This is a genomic window from Erythrobacter sp. W302b, assembly GCF_046452395.1.
Lineage (GTDB): Bacteria > Pseudomonadota > Alphaproteobacteria > Sphingomonadales > Sphingomonadaceae > Erythrobacter.
In genome coordinates, this window is sequence record NZ_JBKFDH010000005.1 from 94360 (window position 1) to 107479 (window position 13120).

17 protein-coding genes are annotated in these 13120 nt (G+C 66.2%); 13 read left to right on the top strand and 4 right to left on the bottom strand.

The annotated features are described in order from the left end of the window. Positions 1-119 precede the first annotated feature (119 nt). Positions 120-872, top strand: coding sequence for an SDR family NAD(P)-dependent oxidoreductase (locus ACLBKT_RS17040; RefSeq protein ID WP_410184173.1), 753 nt, complete (start codon positions 120-122; stop codon positions 870-872). Further along, positions 872-1669 carry a sugar phosphate isomerase/epimerase family protein gene (locus ACLBKT_RS17045; protein ID WP_410184174.1) on the top strand — a complete coding sequence of 266 codons (798 nt, stop codon included), beginning with the start codon at positions 872-874 and terminating at the stop codon, positions 1667-1669. Before ACLBKT_RS17040 ends, ACLBKT_RS17045 begins: the two co-directional genes overlap by 1 nt. 3 nt (positions 1670-1672) lie before the next feature. Here ACLBKT_RS17045 and ACLBKT_RS17050 read toward each other — a convergent pair whose 3' ends face one another. Then, the gene (locus ACLBKT_RS17050) at positions 1673-2035 is read right to left on the bottom strand and encodes a response regulator (protein ID WP_410184209.1); all 363 of its coding nucleotides are present in this window, start codon (positions 2033-2035) and stop codon (positions 1673-1675) included. A gap of 96 nt (positions 2036-2131) precedes the next feature. Here ACLBKT_RS17050 and ACLBKT_RS17055 point away from each other — a divergent pair, with 96 nt between their 5' ends. From ACLBKT_RS17055 to ACLBKT_RS17075, 5 genes are read left to right on the top strand one after another with little or no spacing between them, the layout of a single operon-like run. Continuing rightward, entirely contained in the window at positions 2132-2365 is a 234-nt protein-coding gene (locus tag ACLBKT_RS17055; protein WP_410184210.1) for a DUF3572 family protein, read from the top strand. Continuing rightward, complete coding sequence (locus tag ACLBKT_RS17060) at positions 2362-2991, top strand: HAD family hydrolase (RefSeq protein ID WP_410184175.1); 630 nt, start codon at positions 2362-2364, stop codon at positions 2989-2991. The genes ACLBKT_RS17055 and ACLBKT_RS17060 overlap by 4 nt, the downstream gene beginning before the upstream one ends. Next, positions 2988-3446, top strand: coding sequence for a RidA family protein (locus ACLBKT_RS17065; protein WP_410184176.1), 459 nt, complete (start codon positions 2988-2990; stop codon positions 3444-3446). Before ACLBKT_RS17060 ends, ACLBKT_RS17065 begins: the two co-directional genes overlap by 4 nt. Further along, positions 3443-4171 (top strand): glycerophosphodiester phosphodiesterase family protein, encoded by a 729-nt coding sequence (locus ACLBKT_RS17070; protein WP_410184177.1) that lies wholly within the window; start codon positions 3443-3445, stop codon positions 4169-4171. Before ACLBKT_RS17065 ends, ACLBKT_RS17070 begins: the two co-directional genes overlap by 4 nt. Further along, the gene (locus ACLBKT_RS17075; protein WP_410184178.1) at positions 4168-5307 is read left to right on the top strand and encodes a GNAT family N-acetyltransferase; all 1140 of its coding nucleotides are present in this window, start codon (positions 4168-4170) and stop codon (positions 5305-5307) included. The genes ACLBKT_RS17070 and ACLBKT_RS17075 overlap by 4 nt, the downstream gene beginning before the upstream one ends. Positions 5308-5313: 6 nt before the next feature. Here ACLBKT_RS17075 and ACLBKT_RS17080 read toward each other — a convergent pair whose 3' ends face one another. Then, complete coding sequence (locus ACLBKT_RS17080) at positions 5314-5658, bottom strand: hypothetical protein (RefSeq protein ID WP_410184179.1); 345 nt, start codon at positions 5656-5658, stop codon at positions 5314-5316. 278 nt (positions 5659-5936) lie between these two features. On the opposite strand from ACLBKT_RS17080, the gene dksA reads away from it, so the two are divergent. The 6 genes from dksA (at position 5937) to kynU (ending at position 10991) form a co-directional block, all read left to right on the top strand. Then, the gene (gene dksA, locus ACLBKT_RS17085) at positions 5937-6395 is read left to right on the top strand and encodes an RNA polymerase-binding protein DksA (protein ID WP_410184180.1); all 459 of its coding nucleotides are present in this window, start codon (positions 5937-5939) and stop codon (positions 6393-6395) included. Positions 6396-6584: 189 nt separating this feature from the next. Beyond that, a complete protein-coding gene (locus ACLBKT_RS17090; protein WP_410184181.1) occupies positions 6585-6962 on the top strand; it encodes a PilZ domain-containing protein in 378 nt (125 codons plus the stop codon). A 77-nt stretch (positions 6963-7039) separates the two neighbouring features. Then, positions 7040-8503, top strand: coding sequence for an ABC transporter substrate-binding protein (locus tag ACLBKT_RS17095; RefSeq protein ID WP_410184182.1), 1464 nt, complete (start codon positions 7040-7042; stop codon positions 8501-8503). Between the two features lie 5 nt (positions 8504-8508). Continuing rightward, entirely contained in the window at positions 8509-8937 is a 429-nt protein-coding gene (locus ACLBKT_RS17100) for a DUF4112 domain-containing protein (protein ID WP_410184183.1), read from the top strand. A 42-nt stretch (positions 8938-8979) separates the two neighbouring features. Then, positions 8980-9771: a tryptophan 2,3-dioxygenase gene (locus tag ACLBKT_RS17105; RefSeq protein WP_410184184.1), complete on the top strand. Its 792-nt coding sequence runs from the start codon at positions 8980-8982 to the stop codon at positions 9769-9771. After that, positions 9768-10991, top strand: coding sequence for a kynureninase (gene kynU, locus ACLBKT_RS17110; RefSeq protein ID WP_410184185.1), 1224 nt, complete (start codon positions 9768-9770; stop codon positions 10989-10991). Before ACLBKT_RS17105 ends, kynU begins: the two co-directional genes overlap by 4 nt. Here the strand turns inward: kynU and ACLBKT_RS17115 are convergent. Together ACLBKT_RS17115 and ACLBKT_RS17120 are read right to left on the bottom strand one after the other, a co-directional pair. After that, on the bottom strand, positions 10988-11890 hold the full coding sequence (locus ACLBKT_RS17115; RefSeq protein ID WP_410184186.1) for an SDR family oxidoreductase: 903 nt from the start codon (positions 11888-11890) through the stop codon (positions 10988-10990). The genes kynU and ACLBKT_RS17115 overlap by 4 nt on opposite strands. Positions 11891-11901: 11 nt before the next feature. Further along, positions 11902-13110, bottom strand: a complete 1209-nt coding sequence (locus tag ACLBKT_RS17120; protein WP_410184187.1) for an acyl-CoA dehydrogenase family protein — start codon at positions 13108-13110, stop codon at positions 11902-11904. Positions 13111-13120 lie beyond the last annotated feature (10 nt).

Below are 13120 nucleotides of genomic sequence, written 5' to 3' on the forward strand. Positions count from 1 at the left end.
TCGTCATTGCGAGCCGAAGGCGAAGCAATCCATGGACCGAGGGTTCCGCAGACGGCACGGTTCGGTCATGGATTGCCGCGTCGCTTCGCTCCTCGCAATGACGAAAGACTGAAAGACCCATGAGCTTCTCCTTCGACCTCTCCGGGCGCACGGCCCTCATCACCGGCGCGTCCTCGGGCCTCGGCACCCGCTTCGGGCGCATCCTTGCGGCGAGCGGCGCGAATGTGGCGCTGGGCGCGCGGCGGGCGGATCGGCTCGCCGCGCTCGCCGCCGAAATCGGCCCGGCAGCCTCTGCCGTTCAGATGGATGTCGCGCGGGAAGCCGACATCATCGCCGGGTTCGACGCAGCCGAAGCAGCGTTCGGCCCGGTCGACACCGTCATCGCCAATGCCGGAGTGGACGGCGCGGGGATGGCCACCACTATCTCGGAAGAGGACATAGAGCAGACCCTCGCGATCAACCTGAAAGGCGCAATCCTGACCGCGCGCGAGGGCGCCAAGCGGATGATGGCGCAGGGCGTCCCCAACGGGCGGATCGTGCTGATCGCCTCGATCACCGCGACCGAACCATCTCCCGGCCTCGTCGCCTATGCCGCCAGCAAGGCCGGCGTGGTGCAGGCGGGCCGCACCCTGGCGCGCGAATGGGCGCGGGCCGGGATCAACGTCAACACCGTCTCCCCCGGATACATCCGCACCGCGATCAATGATGTCTGGTTCGATACCGAACCCGGCAAGAAGCAGATCGCGAAATTCCCCAAGCGCCGCTTGATGGGCGAAGAGGGGCTCGACGCGATGATGCTGTTCCTGTGCTCGGACGCTTCCGAGTTTGTCACCGGCACCGATTTCGTGCTCGACGACGGCCAGACGCTCTAATGGCCCGCCGCCTGATCTCGCTTGCCGCCGGGATCATGCCGGAAGCTAGCCCGGCGCAGCTGATCGAAGCCGCTGCCGCCAGCGATTTCGACTTCGGCGGGATGTGGGCCGAGCGCGAGGCCTGGACTTCCGCCACCACCCGCGCGATCCGCGCACAGGCGAGGGATGCGGGCGTCGAACTGCTCGACCTCGAAGTCGCCTGGATCATGCCCGGAGCGCCCGATCCGTGGCTGACCGAATTGGTCCATATCGCCGCTGAAATCGGTGCCAGGAACCTGCTGTGCGTGTCCAGCGACCCCGACATGGCCGCCACCACCGCCAAGTTTCAGGCGATGGTCGACGCGGCCAAGGGCACCGACGTGCGCGTCAATCTCGAATTCGGCATCTTCACCGAAGTGAAGACGATCCACATGGCCCGCGCCGTTCTCGAAGCGGTCGAGGGTGAGGCCAAGGCCTTGCTGGTCGACACGCTGCACTGGTCGCGCTCGGGCGGAACCGCCGCAGACCTTGCAGCGATCCCGCGCGAATGGCTGAGCTACTGCCAGCCCTGCGACGCGCCAGCGGACGGCCCGGACCTCACCAGTTTTGACGCGATCATTGATGATGCGATCAACCGCCGGATGCCGCTGGGCCACGGCGGATTGCCGCTCGCCGCGATGGTCGATGCGTTGCCCGATCACCTGCCGATGGCCATCGAGGAACGGTCAGCCGCGCTGCGCGATGCTTTCCCGGACCTCAATGAACGCGCCCGCGAATGCGCCCGCACCAGCCGCGCTTGGCTTGCTGCGCGGGGGTAATGGTCAGACCAGCGCGTTGACGGCGCTCATGAACGGCCCGATCGAGACCGGCTTGGAGAGATAGCCCTCCGCGCCCGCAGCGCGAATCCGCTCCTCGTCGCCCTTCGCGGCGAAGGCCGTCACCGCCAGCACCGGAATGCCCGCAAGTCTGCGATCGCGCTTGGCCGCTTCGATCAGATCGACGCCGGAAATGCCGCCGAGCTGAATGTCCATGATGATGAGATCGGGCGCGGTATCGCGCGCGGTTTGCAGCACCAGATTGCCGTCGGCCACCGGCTCGACCTCAAAGCCGTTGGCGCGCAGCACATCGCAGAACAATTTCCGGTTGAGGTCATTATCCTCGACAACCATGATCCGCTTTGTCACTGCTCGCCCCGCATTCATCCCCTTTACGATTAACCTTGCCCGAAGGACAGGACAATCCCGCTTCGCCCCTCATCCGAGCCGGTCAACCCGCAGACACTGGCGCTGGCGGCGCTTGGTTGGGTGCTGGACTGCGAGGACAGGGCGGCGCGCTATCTTGAATTGACCGGCCTTGATCCCGATTCTCTGCGGGCAGGGCTGGGCGATCCGATGATCCTTGCCTCCGCGCTCGAATTTCTCGCCAATCACGAACCCGATCTGATCCGCGCGGCCGAAGCTCTGGCTGTCACGCCTGAGGAACTGGTCGCCGCCAAGGACGCTTTGCAAGCATGACACGCCCGCTGATTATCTCCGATTGCGACGAAGTGCTGCTGCACATGGTCGCCCCGTTCAAGGATTGGCTGGAGGCATCGCAGGGCGTGAGCTTCCACCTCGAAGGCCACAATTTCGCCGAGGCTTTGCGCTGGAAGGAAAGTGGCGAACTGCTCGCTCCGCCCGATATCTGGAAGATGCTGCGCAGTTTCTTCGACAACGAGATGGACAGCCAGATGCCGATTGCCGGCGCAGTGGAGGGGATCAACACCCTTGCCGAGAAGGCCGATATCGTCATTCTGACCAATCTGGTTGATGCCCACCGCGATGCCCGCGCCGCGCAGCTCGCCAAGGTCGGCATCAACGCCCGCGTTTTCACCAATCAGGGCCCCAAAGGCCCGGCCCTGAAGGCGATCATTGATGAATATGCGCCGACCCGTGCGCTGTTCATCGACGATCTGGCGCAGCACCATGCCTCGGTTGCCGAGATCACGCCGCATGTTACGCGGCTGCACTTGTGCGGCGAACCGATGATTGCCCATGCGATTGATTGCGCGCACAAATCAGGCCACGCCGAAGCCCGGATTGACCGCTGGGAAGAGGCCCTGCCGTGGCTACTGGATCGACTGGAGGATACAACGACATGACAACCACCCGCGCACGCCTTGCCGAACTCGGCATCACCTTGCCCAAGGCCGCAGCCCCTGTTGCCAGCTATGTGCCGGTGGTGGTGCATGGCGGCATGGCCTATGTTTCGGGACAGCTCCCATTCGTCGATGGCGTGGTGGTCAAGGGCCGGTTGGGTGACGATGTCAGCGTTGCCGATGGTCAGGCTGCTGCCCGTGCCTGTGGTTTGATGATCGTCGCCCAGTTGGAAGCGGCTGGCCTGCTTGAGCAGGTCGAGCGGATCGTCAAGCTGGGTGCCTTCATCAATTGCACCGCCGATTTCACCGACCAGCCCGAAGTCGCCAATGGCGCGTCGGATCTGATGGAGCAGGTGTTCGGCGGCGCCGGGCAGCACGCCCGCGCAGCCGTCGGCGTCCCTGCTCTGCCGCGCGGCGCTGCGGTCGAGGTTGATGCGGTTATCGCCCTCAAGGCATGACGGCAGGGCGCGCTCCCGCATGGTTGACCGGGTGGGAATATGCCCACCGCGGGTTGCACCGGGACGGCGTGCCGGAAAACTCGCTGGCGGCTGCGGAAGGCGCGATGGCGGCGGGCCTGGGGATCGAATGCGATATCCAGATGTCCGCGGACAATGTGCCGATGGTGTTCCACGATTGGGCGCTGGAGCGGCTGACCGGCACTGACGGCATGGTCGCGAGCCGCGCGGCTGACGCGCTTGAGGTGCTCAGCTTGCTCGGCACGGATCAGCATCCTGTGCGGCTGGCGACGTTTCTCGGCGTGATTGCAGGCCGGGTGCCCTTGCTGATCGAGATCAAATCGCAGCGCGGTCATGATGTCGACGCGACGTGCACGGCGGTTGCCCGGCTGCTGGAAACCTATCCCGGCCCGGTGGCGGTCATGAGCTTCGATCCGCGTGTCGCCCGCTGGCTTCGCAAGCGCGCGCCGCACATCTGCGCCGGATTGGTCATGCGTGAGGACGAGCGCGGCGAGACCCAGACACCCTGGCGGCGCAAGCTGGCGCTGCGAATCGCCCAGCCCGATTTCCTCGCCTATCATATCAACGCTCTGCCGAGCCGCTGGGTTGCCGATCTGCGCGCGGGCGGGCTGCCCGTGCTCACCTGGACCGTCAATTCGCCCGAAACGCGCGCGGCGGGACTTGTCCATGCGGATGCGTTGATCGCCGAAGGGGCGGGGCTGGCGTGAGCACCTCCGAACTCACCGTCCGCATCGCATCCTCTGTCGGCAGCTTCGACCGCGACGCTTGGAACGCGCTGGGCGGCACCGACAATCCCTTTGTCAGCCACGAATTCCTGACCGCGATGGAGGATTCGGGCAGCGTCGGCCCGGGCACCGGGTGGGAACCTGCGCCGATTGCGATCACGGATGATGCGGGCCAGCTGCTCGCCGCTCTGCCATCCTACGCCAAGGGGCACAGCCAGGGCGAATATGTGTTCGACCACAGCTGGGCGGACGCCTGGCACCGGGCGGGCGGGCGCTATTACCCCAAGCTCCAGATCGCCGCCCCCTTCACGCCGGCGACCGGTCCGCGCCTGCTGCTGTCGGACCCGAGCCTCGCCCCGCATCTGCTGAAGGGGGCGGAGGCGGTGTGTCTCCAGAACAGAATGTCCTCGGCCCACGCGACATTCATCACGCCCGAGCAATTGCCGCTGTTTGAAGAAGCGGGATGGTTGCCGCGCGCGGATATCCAGTTCCACTGGTTCAACCGGGGCTATGCGACCTTCGACGACTTCCTCGCCGCGCTGTCATCGCGCAAGCGCAAGGATTTGCGCAAGGAACGCGCAGCGGCGGTGGAGGGCCTGACCATCCGGCACCTCACCGGCCCCGATATCCGCGAGGAGCATTGGGACGCCTTCTGGGTGTTCTATCAGGATACCGGCGCGCGCAAATGGGGCAGCCCCTATCTCACCCGCGAGGCCTTCAGCCTGCTGGGCGAGCGCATGGGCAGCCGGATTGTGCTGATCCTCGCCTATCATGGCGACGCGGCGATTGCGGGGGCGCTCAATTTCGTGGGCAAGGACGCGCTTTACGGGCGCTATTGGGGCTGCACCCGCGAGGTGCGCTTCCTGCATTTCGAGCTGTGTTACTATCAGGCGATCGACATTGCGATTGCCCGGGGCCTCGCGCGGGTCGAGGCTGGCGCGCAAGGCGGACACAAGCTGGCGCGCGGGTATGAGCCGGTGCAGACGCTGTCAGCCCACTGGATTGCCGATCCCGGCTTCCGCAGCGCGGTCGCCGACTTCCTCGAACGCGAGCGGGCAGGCGTGGCGAGCGATCAGCTCTACCTCGGCAGCCGCACGCCGTTCAGGAAGGGCGACTAACCCGCCTTACGCAGCGCGCTGGCGACCTTCGGCGAGCCACTGGCGCGCGCGGCGCTGGGCTTCGGCGATTTCGCGGGCGGTCATCTCGTCGGAGATATCGGCGCGGCAATGGGCGGCATCTTCATGTCCGCGTGCAGCAGCCAGATTGAACCACTTGTGCGCCTCGATCAGATCGCAGGTCGCGCCGTTGCTGCCGGTCGAGAAGGCCACGCCCAGATCGAAGCAGGCCGCCACTTGGCCCCGGTTCGCCGCAGCCAGCCATGCGCCCAGCATGGTCTCGCTCGCATTGTCTGCGTGCCGCAGCGCTTCGTTACTCCGTGAAGCCTTCGCGCTGATTGCGATGATTGTCATGATTTGGTCCCCGTCACTCTCACCAGATCGCCCCCAAGCGACCTTCCGTGCGACAAGAAGTGCGGCTGTTATGGTCAAAAATTAGTTAACGCCGCTTGCACTTTGTCGCGGCACGGCTTTTGCCCCCACTTCATTCCCAAACCCGCTTGTGCGGTCTCGGGGCCTTGCCTATAGGGCGCGCATTGCTTCAGCTTGCTGGGACCAAGTGAGCCAATGAAAAAATTCAGGGCGTCAGGACGCGAAGGTCTTCCCAGCGGCTCACGGGATGAGAGAGCTTGATGCCAATTTCCGCGTCTGACGACATCGATGTCCTCGAAAAGGCCAAGCGCCTTCTGGCTCCGGACTACGTCCCGAGCGAGGACGAGGAATATATGAATGAGCGCCAGCAGACCTATTTCAGGATGCTGCTGCTCGAATGGAAACGTTCCATCCACTCTGCGGCCGGGCAAACACTGCAATCCTTGCAGGATGGCCCGATCCGCGAAGCCGACCTCACCGACCGCGCCTCGAGCGAAACCGACTGGGGCATCGAACTGCGCACCCGTGACCGGCAGCGCAAGCTGGTCTCCAAGATCGACGCCGCGCTGCGCCGGATCGACTCGGGCGAGTATGGCTATTGCGAAGTCACCGGCGATCCGATCGGGCTGCGCCGGTTGATCGCGCGGCCGGTCGCGACCATGACGGTCGAGGCGCAGGAAGCGCACGAACGGCGCGAAAAGATCTCGCGCGACGATTGAGCGGTAATCTCCCTTCGGAACCCTGTGCCGGGCTGGGACGCATCAGCACAAGCCACGGTTCCCAAGGCCAAAATTTACCTCGCGTTAACTGTGACTGCCGCACCAGCAGTGGCGCATGGTGGCGTGGCAGCGTAGGCTGCGCCATCTGATCTGCTTGATTGATATTCCGCTGAGGAGGCGATCCTTAAGATGACAGGAGTTGAGACACGCAGTGTCGCACGCGACAGCCTGTTTTTGCTGGCCGAAATTCGGGTCGAGCAAAGCGCGGAGACCCACCGTGTGCGGGTGCGGAACCTTTCGGATGGCGGGATGATGGGCGAAGGCCAGCTGCGCGTTCAGCGCGGGCACCGCGTCGTGGTCGATTTGCGCAATGTCGGCGCGGTGAACGGCACCGTTGCCTGGGTGCAAGACAATCGCTTCGGGGTCGCATTCGATGAGGAAATTGATTCCCAGAAGGCGCGCCGTCCGCTCCAGTCCACCGAAGGTCACGAGGCCGCCATCGTCAAGCCCTTGTGGAGCCACCGGGCCCCGCCGCCGCCCGCGCCGACCACGCTGCGCAAGATCTGAACGCCTTGCGGGCTTTGCCCCGCTGCCTGTTCCACCACAAGCTGACCGCCGCGTTGCAACCTGCTAGGCAGGCTGCGATGCGATTCTGGTTTCCTCTGATTGCTGCCTTGGCGACATGGTCTTGCGGCCCGGCGGGTGGTGGCGGGCCGGTCGCCGTGGCGGTGATCGGCACGCCTGACGATCCGTTCGAACAAGGCGTGCGCCTTTCCCCGGCCGCGCAGCACATGCACGCTGCCACCCGCGAAGGGCTGGTTGCGCTTGATCCGGGGGGGCAAGTGGTTCCGGCCATCGCCGAACGCTGGATCGTGACCGAGGACGGCCTCAGCTATATCTTTCGCTTGCGCGACAGCACCTGGCCGGGTGGTGACGAGATCACTGCGGCTGACGTCCGCGAACAATTGCGCGCCGGGCTCGCCAGGCTGCGCGGCACCTCGCTGGGGCTCGATCTGGCCAAGGTGCGCGACATCCGGGCGATGACCGGGCGGGTCATCGAGGTGCGGCTCTCCTCGCCCATGCCCGATTTCCTGCGTCTGCTGGCCCAGCCCGAACTCGGGCTGGTGCGGGGCGGCACCGGAGCAGGGCCGATGGCCATGTCGCGCGACGAGGAAAGCATGATCGCCCGGCTCACGGCGCTTCCGCCCGAATCCCGCGGCCTGCCCGCGCGCGAGGATTGGGAGGACATCGCCCGCCCGGTCGAAGTGCGGGCGCTCTCGGCGCGCAATGCCGTGGCGGCGTTCGCGGGTGGTGATGTCGATCTGGTACTTGGCGGAACCTTGGTCGATTTCCCGTTGGCCGAAGTCGGGCCGCTCTCGCGCGGGACGATCCAGGTCGACCCGGCGCTTGGCCTGCTGGGGCTGGTGGTGCGGCGGGAGACCGGGTTCCTCGCCGATCCCGCCCGGCGCGAAGCCCTGTCGATGGCGATTGACCGGACGGCGCTGATCCGCAGTTTCGGGCTCGCTGGCTGGCGTGAAAGCAGCTGGGTGGTGCCCGCCGAAATCTTCACCGACGCCCCCTATCCCGAAGATCGCTGGAACGGCGCTTCGATCGAGGCGCGCCGCCGCGCCGCCGCCGCGCGGGTCAGCGCATGGGTCGGGCCGGGGCGCGAGGCAACCGTGCGCCTTGCCCTGCCGTCCGGGCCGGGGGGCGATCTCCTGCTGCGCGAACTGGCATCGGCCTGGGGCGAGATTGGCGTGTCGGTGCGCCGGGCCGGCAAGGGCGAGGCCGCCGACCTGGAGCTGCGCGACACGCTGGCGCGCTACACCTCGGCGCGCTGGTATCTCAACCAGTTCAATTGCGGTCTCAATGCCGGCCTGTGCGCACCCAAGGCCGACGAGCTCGTCCGGCAGTCCCTGACCGAGCGTGATGCCGCCGCGCGCGAACAGTTGCTCATCGAAGCCCATGCAGCACTCGTCGAACGGGAGGTCTACATCCCGCTCGGCGCGCCCGTGCGCTGGTCGCTGGTGCGCGGGACAATCCGCAATTACCTGCCCAACGTGTGGGGGATGCACCCCTTGTTCCCGCTGTCAGAGCCCACCACTTAAGGGGCATGGAAATGCAGCAGCCCCGCCGCCCCGAGCCGATGACCTTCACCCTGCCCACCGGCACCGATCCCGCATCGGTGCGCGCGCGGGTGGTGGCGATGGAAAGGCTGCTCGAACGCAGTTTCACCATCCCCGGCGTCAACATGCCGGTCGGGCTGGATGCGCTGATCGGCCTGGTGCCGGTGCTGGGCGAGATCGTGACCACCGCGATGGGCGCCTATATCATCTGGGAAGCGCGCAATCTTGGCTTGCCCAAATGGAAGCTGGCGCGGATGGGCGCGAACGTGTTGTTCGACACCGCGATTGGCGCGATCCCGCTGGTGGGCGACGCGGCGGACCTTGTGTTCCGCTCAAACACCAAGAACCTCAGGATCATCCTCAAGCACATCGACAAGCACCACCCGGAAACCCGCGTGATCGAGGCCCGGATCTAGCGGGAGTTCCCTCGGGGCAACGGGCGCGCTAGGAGCGCAGCCATGAGCGCTGACGTTACCTATGCGAGCTATCTCGACCTTGGCCGCATCCTCGCCGCCCAGCACCCCGCGTCCGATGCGCATGACGAGCTGCTGTTCATCATCGTTCATCAGGCAAGCGAGCTGTGGCTGAAGCTGTGCCTGCATGAACTGACCGCCGCGCGCGAATGCATCGAGGCCGATGATCTCAGGCCCGCCTTCAAGATGCTCGCGCGGGTCGCGCGGGCACAGCAGCAGCTGATTCAGAGCTGGGACGTGCTCAGCACCATGACCCCGCACGATTACTCCGCGATCCGCCCGCATCTGGGCGCTTCGAGCGGGTTCCAGTCGGCGCAGTATCGGATGATGGAATTCATGCTCGGCGGGCGCGACGGGAAGCATGTGCGCCTGCACAAGTCGAACGCTGACTGGGCCGAGCGGCTGGAGGCGGAGCGCGGCCGCGCCAGCCTCTATGACGCGGCGATCCGGTTGCTGGCGCGGAGGGGCCTCGCCATCGACGCCGCCGTGCTGGAGCGTGACCCGTCCGCGCCCTATGTGGCCGACCCCAGTGTTGAGGCAGCATGGGCGGCGATCTACCGCGATCCGCAGGCGCACTGGGATCTCTATGAATTGGCCGAGAAGCTGGTCGACCTCGAATACCACTTCCAGCGTTGGCGCTTCGGGCATCTCAAGACCGTCGAGCGCATCATCGGCTTCAAGCGCGGCACCGGCGGCACACCCGGCGTGCCCTATCTCGAGGGGGTGCTGAAGCAGGCTTTCTTCCCCGAATTGCTCAGCGTCAGGACCGCGATATGACCCCCGAAACGCGCGCGGCCGACTTCGACGCCGCCGATCCGCTGGCGGGGTTCCGCGAGCGGTTCACGCTGCCCGAGGGGGTGATCTATCTCGACGGCAACTCGCTCGGTGCCCTGCCACGGGCAACGCCCGCGCGCTTGCAGGCGGTGATCGAAGGCGAGTGGGGCGAGGGGCTGATCCGCTCGTGGAACACCGCCAGCTGGTTCGACATGGCGGCCCGCATCGGCGGCAAGATCGCGCCGCTGATCGGTGCCGCGCCGCACGAGGTGATCGCCTGCGATTCGACCTCGGTGAACCTGTTCAAGCTGATCGCCGCCGCGCTCCAGATGCGCCCCGGGCGCAAGGTGGTGCTGTCCGAGCCGGGCAACTTCCCGACCGATCTCTACATGATCGCCGGATTGGAGGCGCAGGGCCTCGCCGAGCGGCGGTTGGCAGAGCGCGACAAGCTCACTACGGCGCTCGACGGCGATGTCGCCCTGCTGATGCTCACCCACGCGCATTACAAGACCGGCGCGCTGCACGACATGGCCGCACTCACCCGCGCCGCGCATGACGCGGGCGCGCTGGTGCTGTGGGATCTGTCGCATTCGACCGGCGCGCTGCCGGTGGACCTCAACGGCGTGGGCGCGGATTTCGCGGTCGGCTGCGGCTACAAATACCTGTGCGGCGGCCCCGGCGCACCCGCCTTTGCCTTCGTGGCCGAGCGCCATCAGGCGGAGTTGCAGCAGCCGCTCAGCGGCTGGTTCGGCCACGCCGCGCCCTTCGCCTTCTCCGACGACTACGCGGGCGCCCCCGGTATCGAGCGGCTGCAATGCGGCACGCCCCCGGTGCTGGGGTTGGCGGCGCTGGAAGTGGGGGTCGATCTGATCGCGGAAATCGGCGTCGACCGGCTTTATGGCAAGTCGCAGGCGCTGTCGGAGTTCTTCCTCGAAAGCCTGATGGCGCATGGCGTGGAGATCGAGCTGGTCAGCCCGCCGCGCGCCAGTGACCGGGGGAGCCAGCTCTCCTTCCGCCACCCCGAAGCCTATGCGATCTGCCAGGCACTGATCGCGCGCGGCGTGATCGGCGATTTCCGCGCGCCCGACGTGCTGCGGCTGGGCTTCGCGCCCGCCTATCTGAGTTTTGCGGATATGGCTGCCGCCGCCCGCCACCTCGCCGAGGTGCTGGCGAGCGGCGAGTGGCAGCGGCCGGAATTCAACCAGCGGGCAGCCGTGACTTAACCTACCGTTCGGTCGGCTTTGTCCTTCTCGTTGGTGCCCTTGATCATTGTGCGCATCTGTTCCCACTCGGCATCGCCAAGCGCGCTGAGCATGGGGTAGAACGTCCCGCCATTGGCCTGGAAGCCCGCGCCGTCGATGGCGATGGTCTGGCCGTTCACATATTCCGCGCCCGGCCCCATCAGGAACACGGCGAGATTGGCGAGCTCGTGCATCTCGCCCGCGCGGCCCATGGGATTGAGGTTGTTCCCCGAATTGCCGCCCGCGCCGCCCGGATGCAGCCGCGCGCTCATGCCCTTGGTCGGGAAGAGGCCGGGGGCGATGGCGTTGAAGCGCAGGCCGTAGCGGCCCCATTCGGTCGCCAGACTCTGGGTCATGGCGTTGATCGCAGTCTTGCTCATGGCGCTCGGCACCACAAAGGCGCTGCCTGACCACACCCAGGTGGTGAGGATCGAGAGGAAGCTCGCGCGCTTCTTCTCCGCAATCAGCCGCTTGCCGATGTCGAGCGTGACGTAGAATGTGCCGCGCATCACGATGTCGGCGATGGCGTTGAAGCCGTTGACCGAGAGGTCTTCGGTGCGGCTGATGAAATTGCCCGCGGCATTGTTGACCACACCGGTGAGCGCGCCGCCATCGGCCCAGATCGCGTCGACCATCGCGTGGATCGCATCGGCATCGCGGATGTCGCAGGCCATGCCGACGATCTTGCCGCCATTCAGCGCGGTCAGCTCCGCCGCCGTCTCATCCAGCTTGTTCTGGCGGCGGCCGCAGATATAGACCGTGGCGCCGAGCTTGAGGAAGGCTTCCGCCATCTCGCGCCCGAGGCCCGTGCCCCCGCCGGTCACGAGAATGCGCTCGCCCGCCATCAAGCCGTCGCGGAACATCAGTTTCGAAGCGTCCATTTTCAGTCCTCTCAGAGACCGAGAACGGTCTTGGCGATGATGTTCTTCTGCACCTCGTCCGAGCCGCCAAAGATCGTCGCAGCGCGGTTGTTGAGGTAGCGGCCCATCGCGGTCTGGGCATATTCGCTGCCGACCGGTTCGGGCGCTTCATTGCCGTAGAGCGGGCGCTCCAGCGGCAGTTGCAGCGCATCCGGCCCGAGCAGCTCCAGACGCAGCACATCGACCTGCTGGCCGATGTTCGAGCCAAGCAGCTTCACCAGCGACGTCTGCGGTCCCGGCGCGCGGCCCTTGGCGAGTTCGGCGAGGATGCGCAGTTCGGTGATCTCCAGCGCCTCGGCCTCCAGCCGCACGCGGGCCAGTCGGTCGCGGAAGCGCGGATCATGCGCGAGCGCGCCGTTGACGCCCGACGGCTGGGTTTGCGCGAGGTTTTCCAGCCGGTCGATGCTCTGGAGCAGACGCGGGGCATAGCACGATCCGCCGCGCTCGTTTTCCAGCAGGAACTTGGCGATGCTCCAGCCCTGTCCCTCTTCGCCGATGCGGTTTTCGGCCGGCGTGCGGGCATCGGTGAAGAACACCGCGTTGACTTCGTGATCGCCCGACATCGAATGGATCGGGGTGACCGAGACCCCCGGCTGGTCCATCGGCACGAGCAGGAAGCTGATCCCGGCCTGCTTCTTCACCGTGGCATCGGTGCGGACGAGGGCGAAGATCCAGTCGGCGTGGTGGGCATGGGTGGTCCAGATCTTCGATCCGTTGATGACATATTCATCACCATCGAGCCGCGCCGCGGTTTTCAGGCTGGCGAGGTCGGAGCCGCTGCCGGGCTCGGAATAGCCCTGGCACCAGTAGTCGTCGCCCGACAGAATGCCGGGGAGGAAGCGGGCCTTCTGTTCGGGCGTGCCGAATTCGCAGATCACCGGGCCGACCAGCCGCAGGCCGAGGATCGCCAGCGACGGCGCGCCCGCCAGCGCGCATTCCTTTTCGAAGATGAATTTCTGCGTGGGCGTCCAGCCCGTTCCGCCGTCCTCCTTGGGCCAGTGCGGGGCAACCCAGCCCTGGCGGTAGAGGATGCGGTGCCATTCCATCCCGATATCGGGCTCAACGAAGACACCCGGCGTACGGCGGGCCCCGTCGCGCAGTCGCGCGGGCAGGTTGTCCCTGAGAAACGCCCGCACCTCTTCGCGGAAGGCGATGTCCTCGGGAGAGAAGTCCATATCCATGTCAGTCCAG

Coding starts and splice junctions, on each gene's coding strand:
- ACLBKT_RS17120 (WP_410184187.1), bottom strand. CDS start 13,110: ATGGATATGGACTTCTCTCCCGAGGACATCGCCTTCCGCGAAGAGGTG.
- ACLBKT_RS17100 (WP_410184183.1), top strand. CDS start 8,509: ATGGAAATGCAGCAGCCCCGCCGCCCCGAGCCGATGACCTTCACCCTG.
- dksA (WP_410184180.1), top strand. CDS start 5,937: ATGCCAATTTCCGCGTCTGACGACATCGATGTCCTCGAAAAGGCCAAG.
- ACLBKT_RS17065 (WP_410184176.1), top strand. CDS start 2,988: ATGACAACCACCCGCGCACGCCTTGCCGAACTCGGCATCACCTTGCCC.
- ACLBKT_RS17040 (WP_410184173.1), top strand. CDS start 120: ATGAGCTTCTCCTTCGACCTCTCCGGGCGCACGGCCCTCATCACCGGC.
- ACLBKT_RS17115 (WP_410184186.1), bottom strand. CDS start 11,890: ATGGACGCTTCGAAACTGATGTTCCGCGACGGCTTGATGGCGGGCGAG.
- ACLBKT_RS17045 (WP_410184174.1), top strand. CDS start 872: ATGGCCCGCCGCCTGATCTCGCTTGCCGCCGGGATCATGCCGGAAGCT.
- ACLBKT_RS17095 (WP_410184182.1), top strand. CDS start 7,040: ATGCGATTCTGGTTTCCTCTGATTGCTGCCTTGGCGACATGGTCTTGC.
- ACLBKT_RS17080 (WP_410184179.1), bottom strand. CDS start 5,658: ATGACAATCATCGCAATCAGCGCGAAGGCTTCACGGAGTAACGAAGCG.
- ACLBKT_RS17090 (WP_410184181.1), top strand. CDS start 6,585: ATGACAGGAGTTGAGACACGCAGTGTCGCACGCGACAGCCTGTTTTTG.
- ACLBKT_RS17105 (WP_410184184.1), top strand. CDS start 8,980: ATGAGCGCTGACGTTACCTATGCGAGCTATCTCGACCTTGGCCGCATC.
- ACLBKT_RS17070 (WP_410184177.1), top strand. CDS start 3,443: ATGACGGCAGGGCGCGCTCCCGCATGGTTGACCGGGTGGGAATATGCC.
- ACLBKT_RS17060 (WP_410184175.1), top strand. CDS start 2,362: ATGACACGCCCGCTGATTATCTCCGATTGCGACGAAGTGCTGCTGCAC.
- kynU (WP_410184185.1), top strand. CDS start 9,768: ATGACCCCCGAAACGCGCGCGGCCGACTTCGACGCCGCCGATCCGCTG.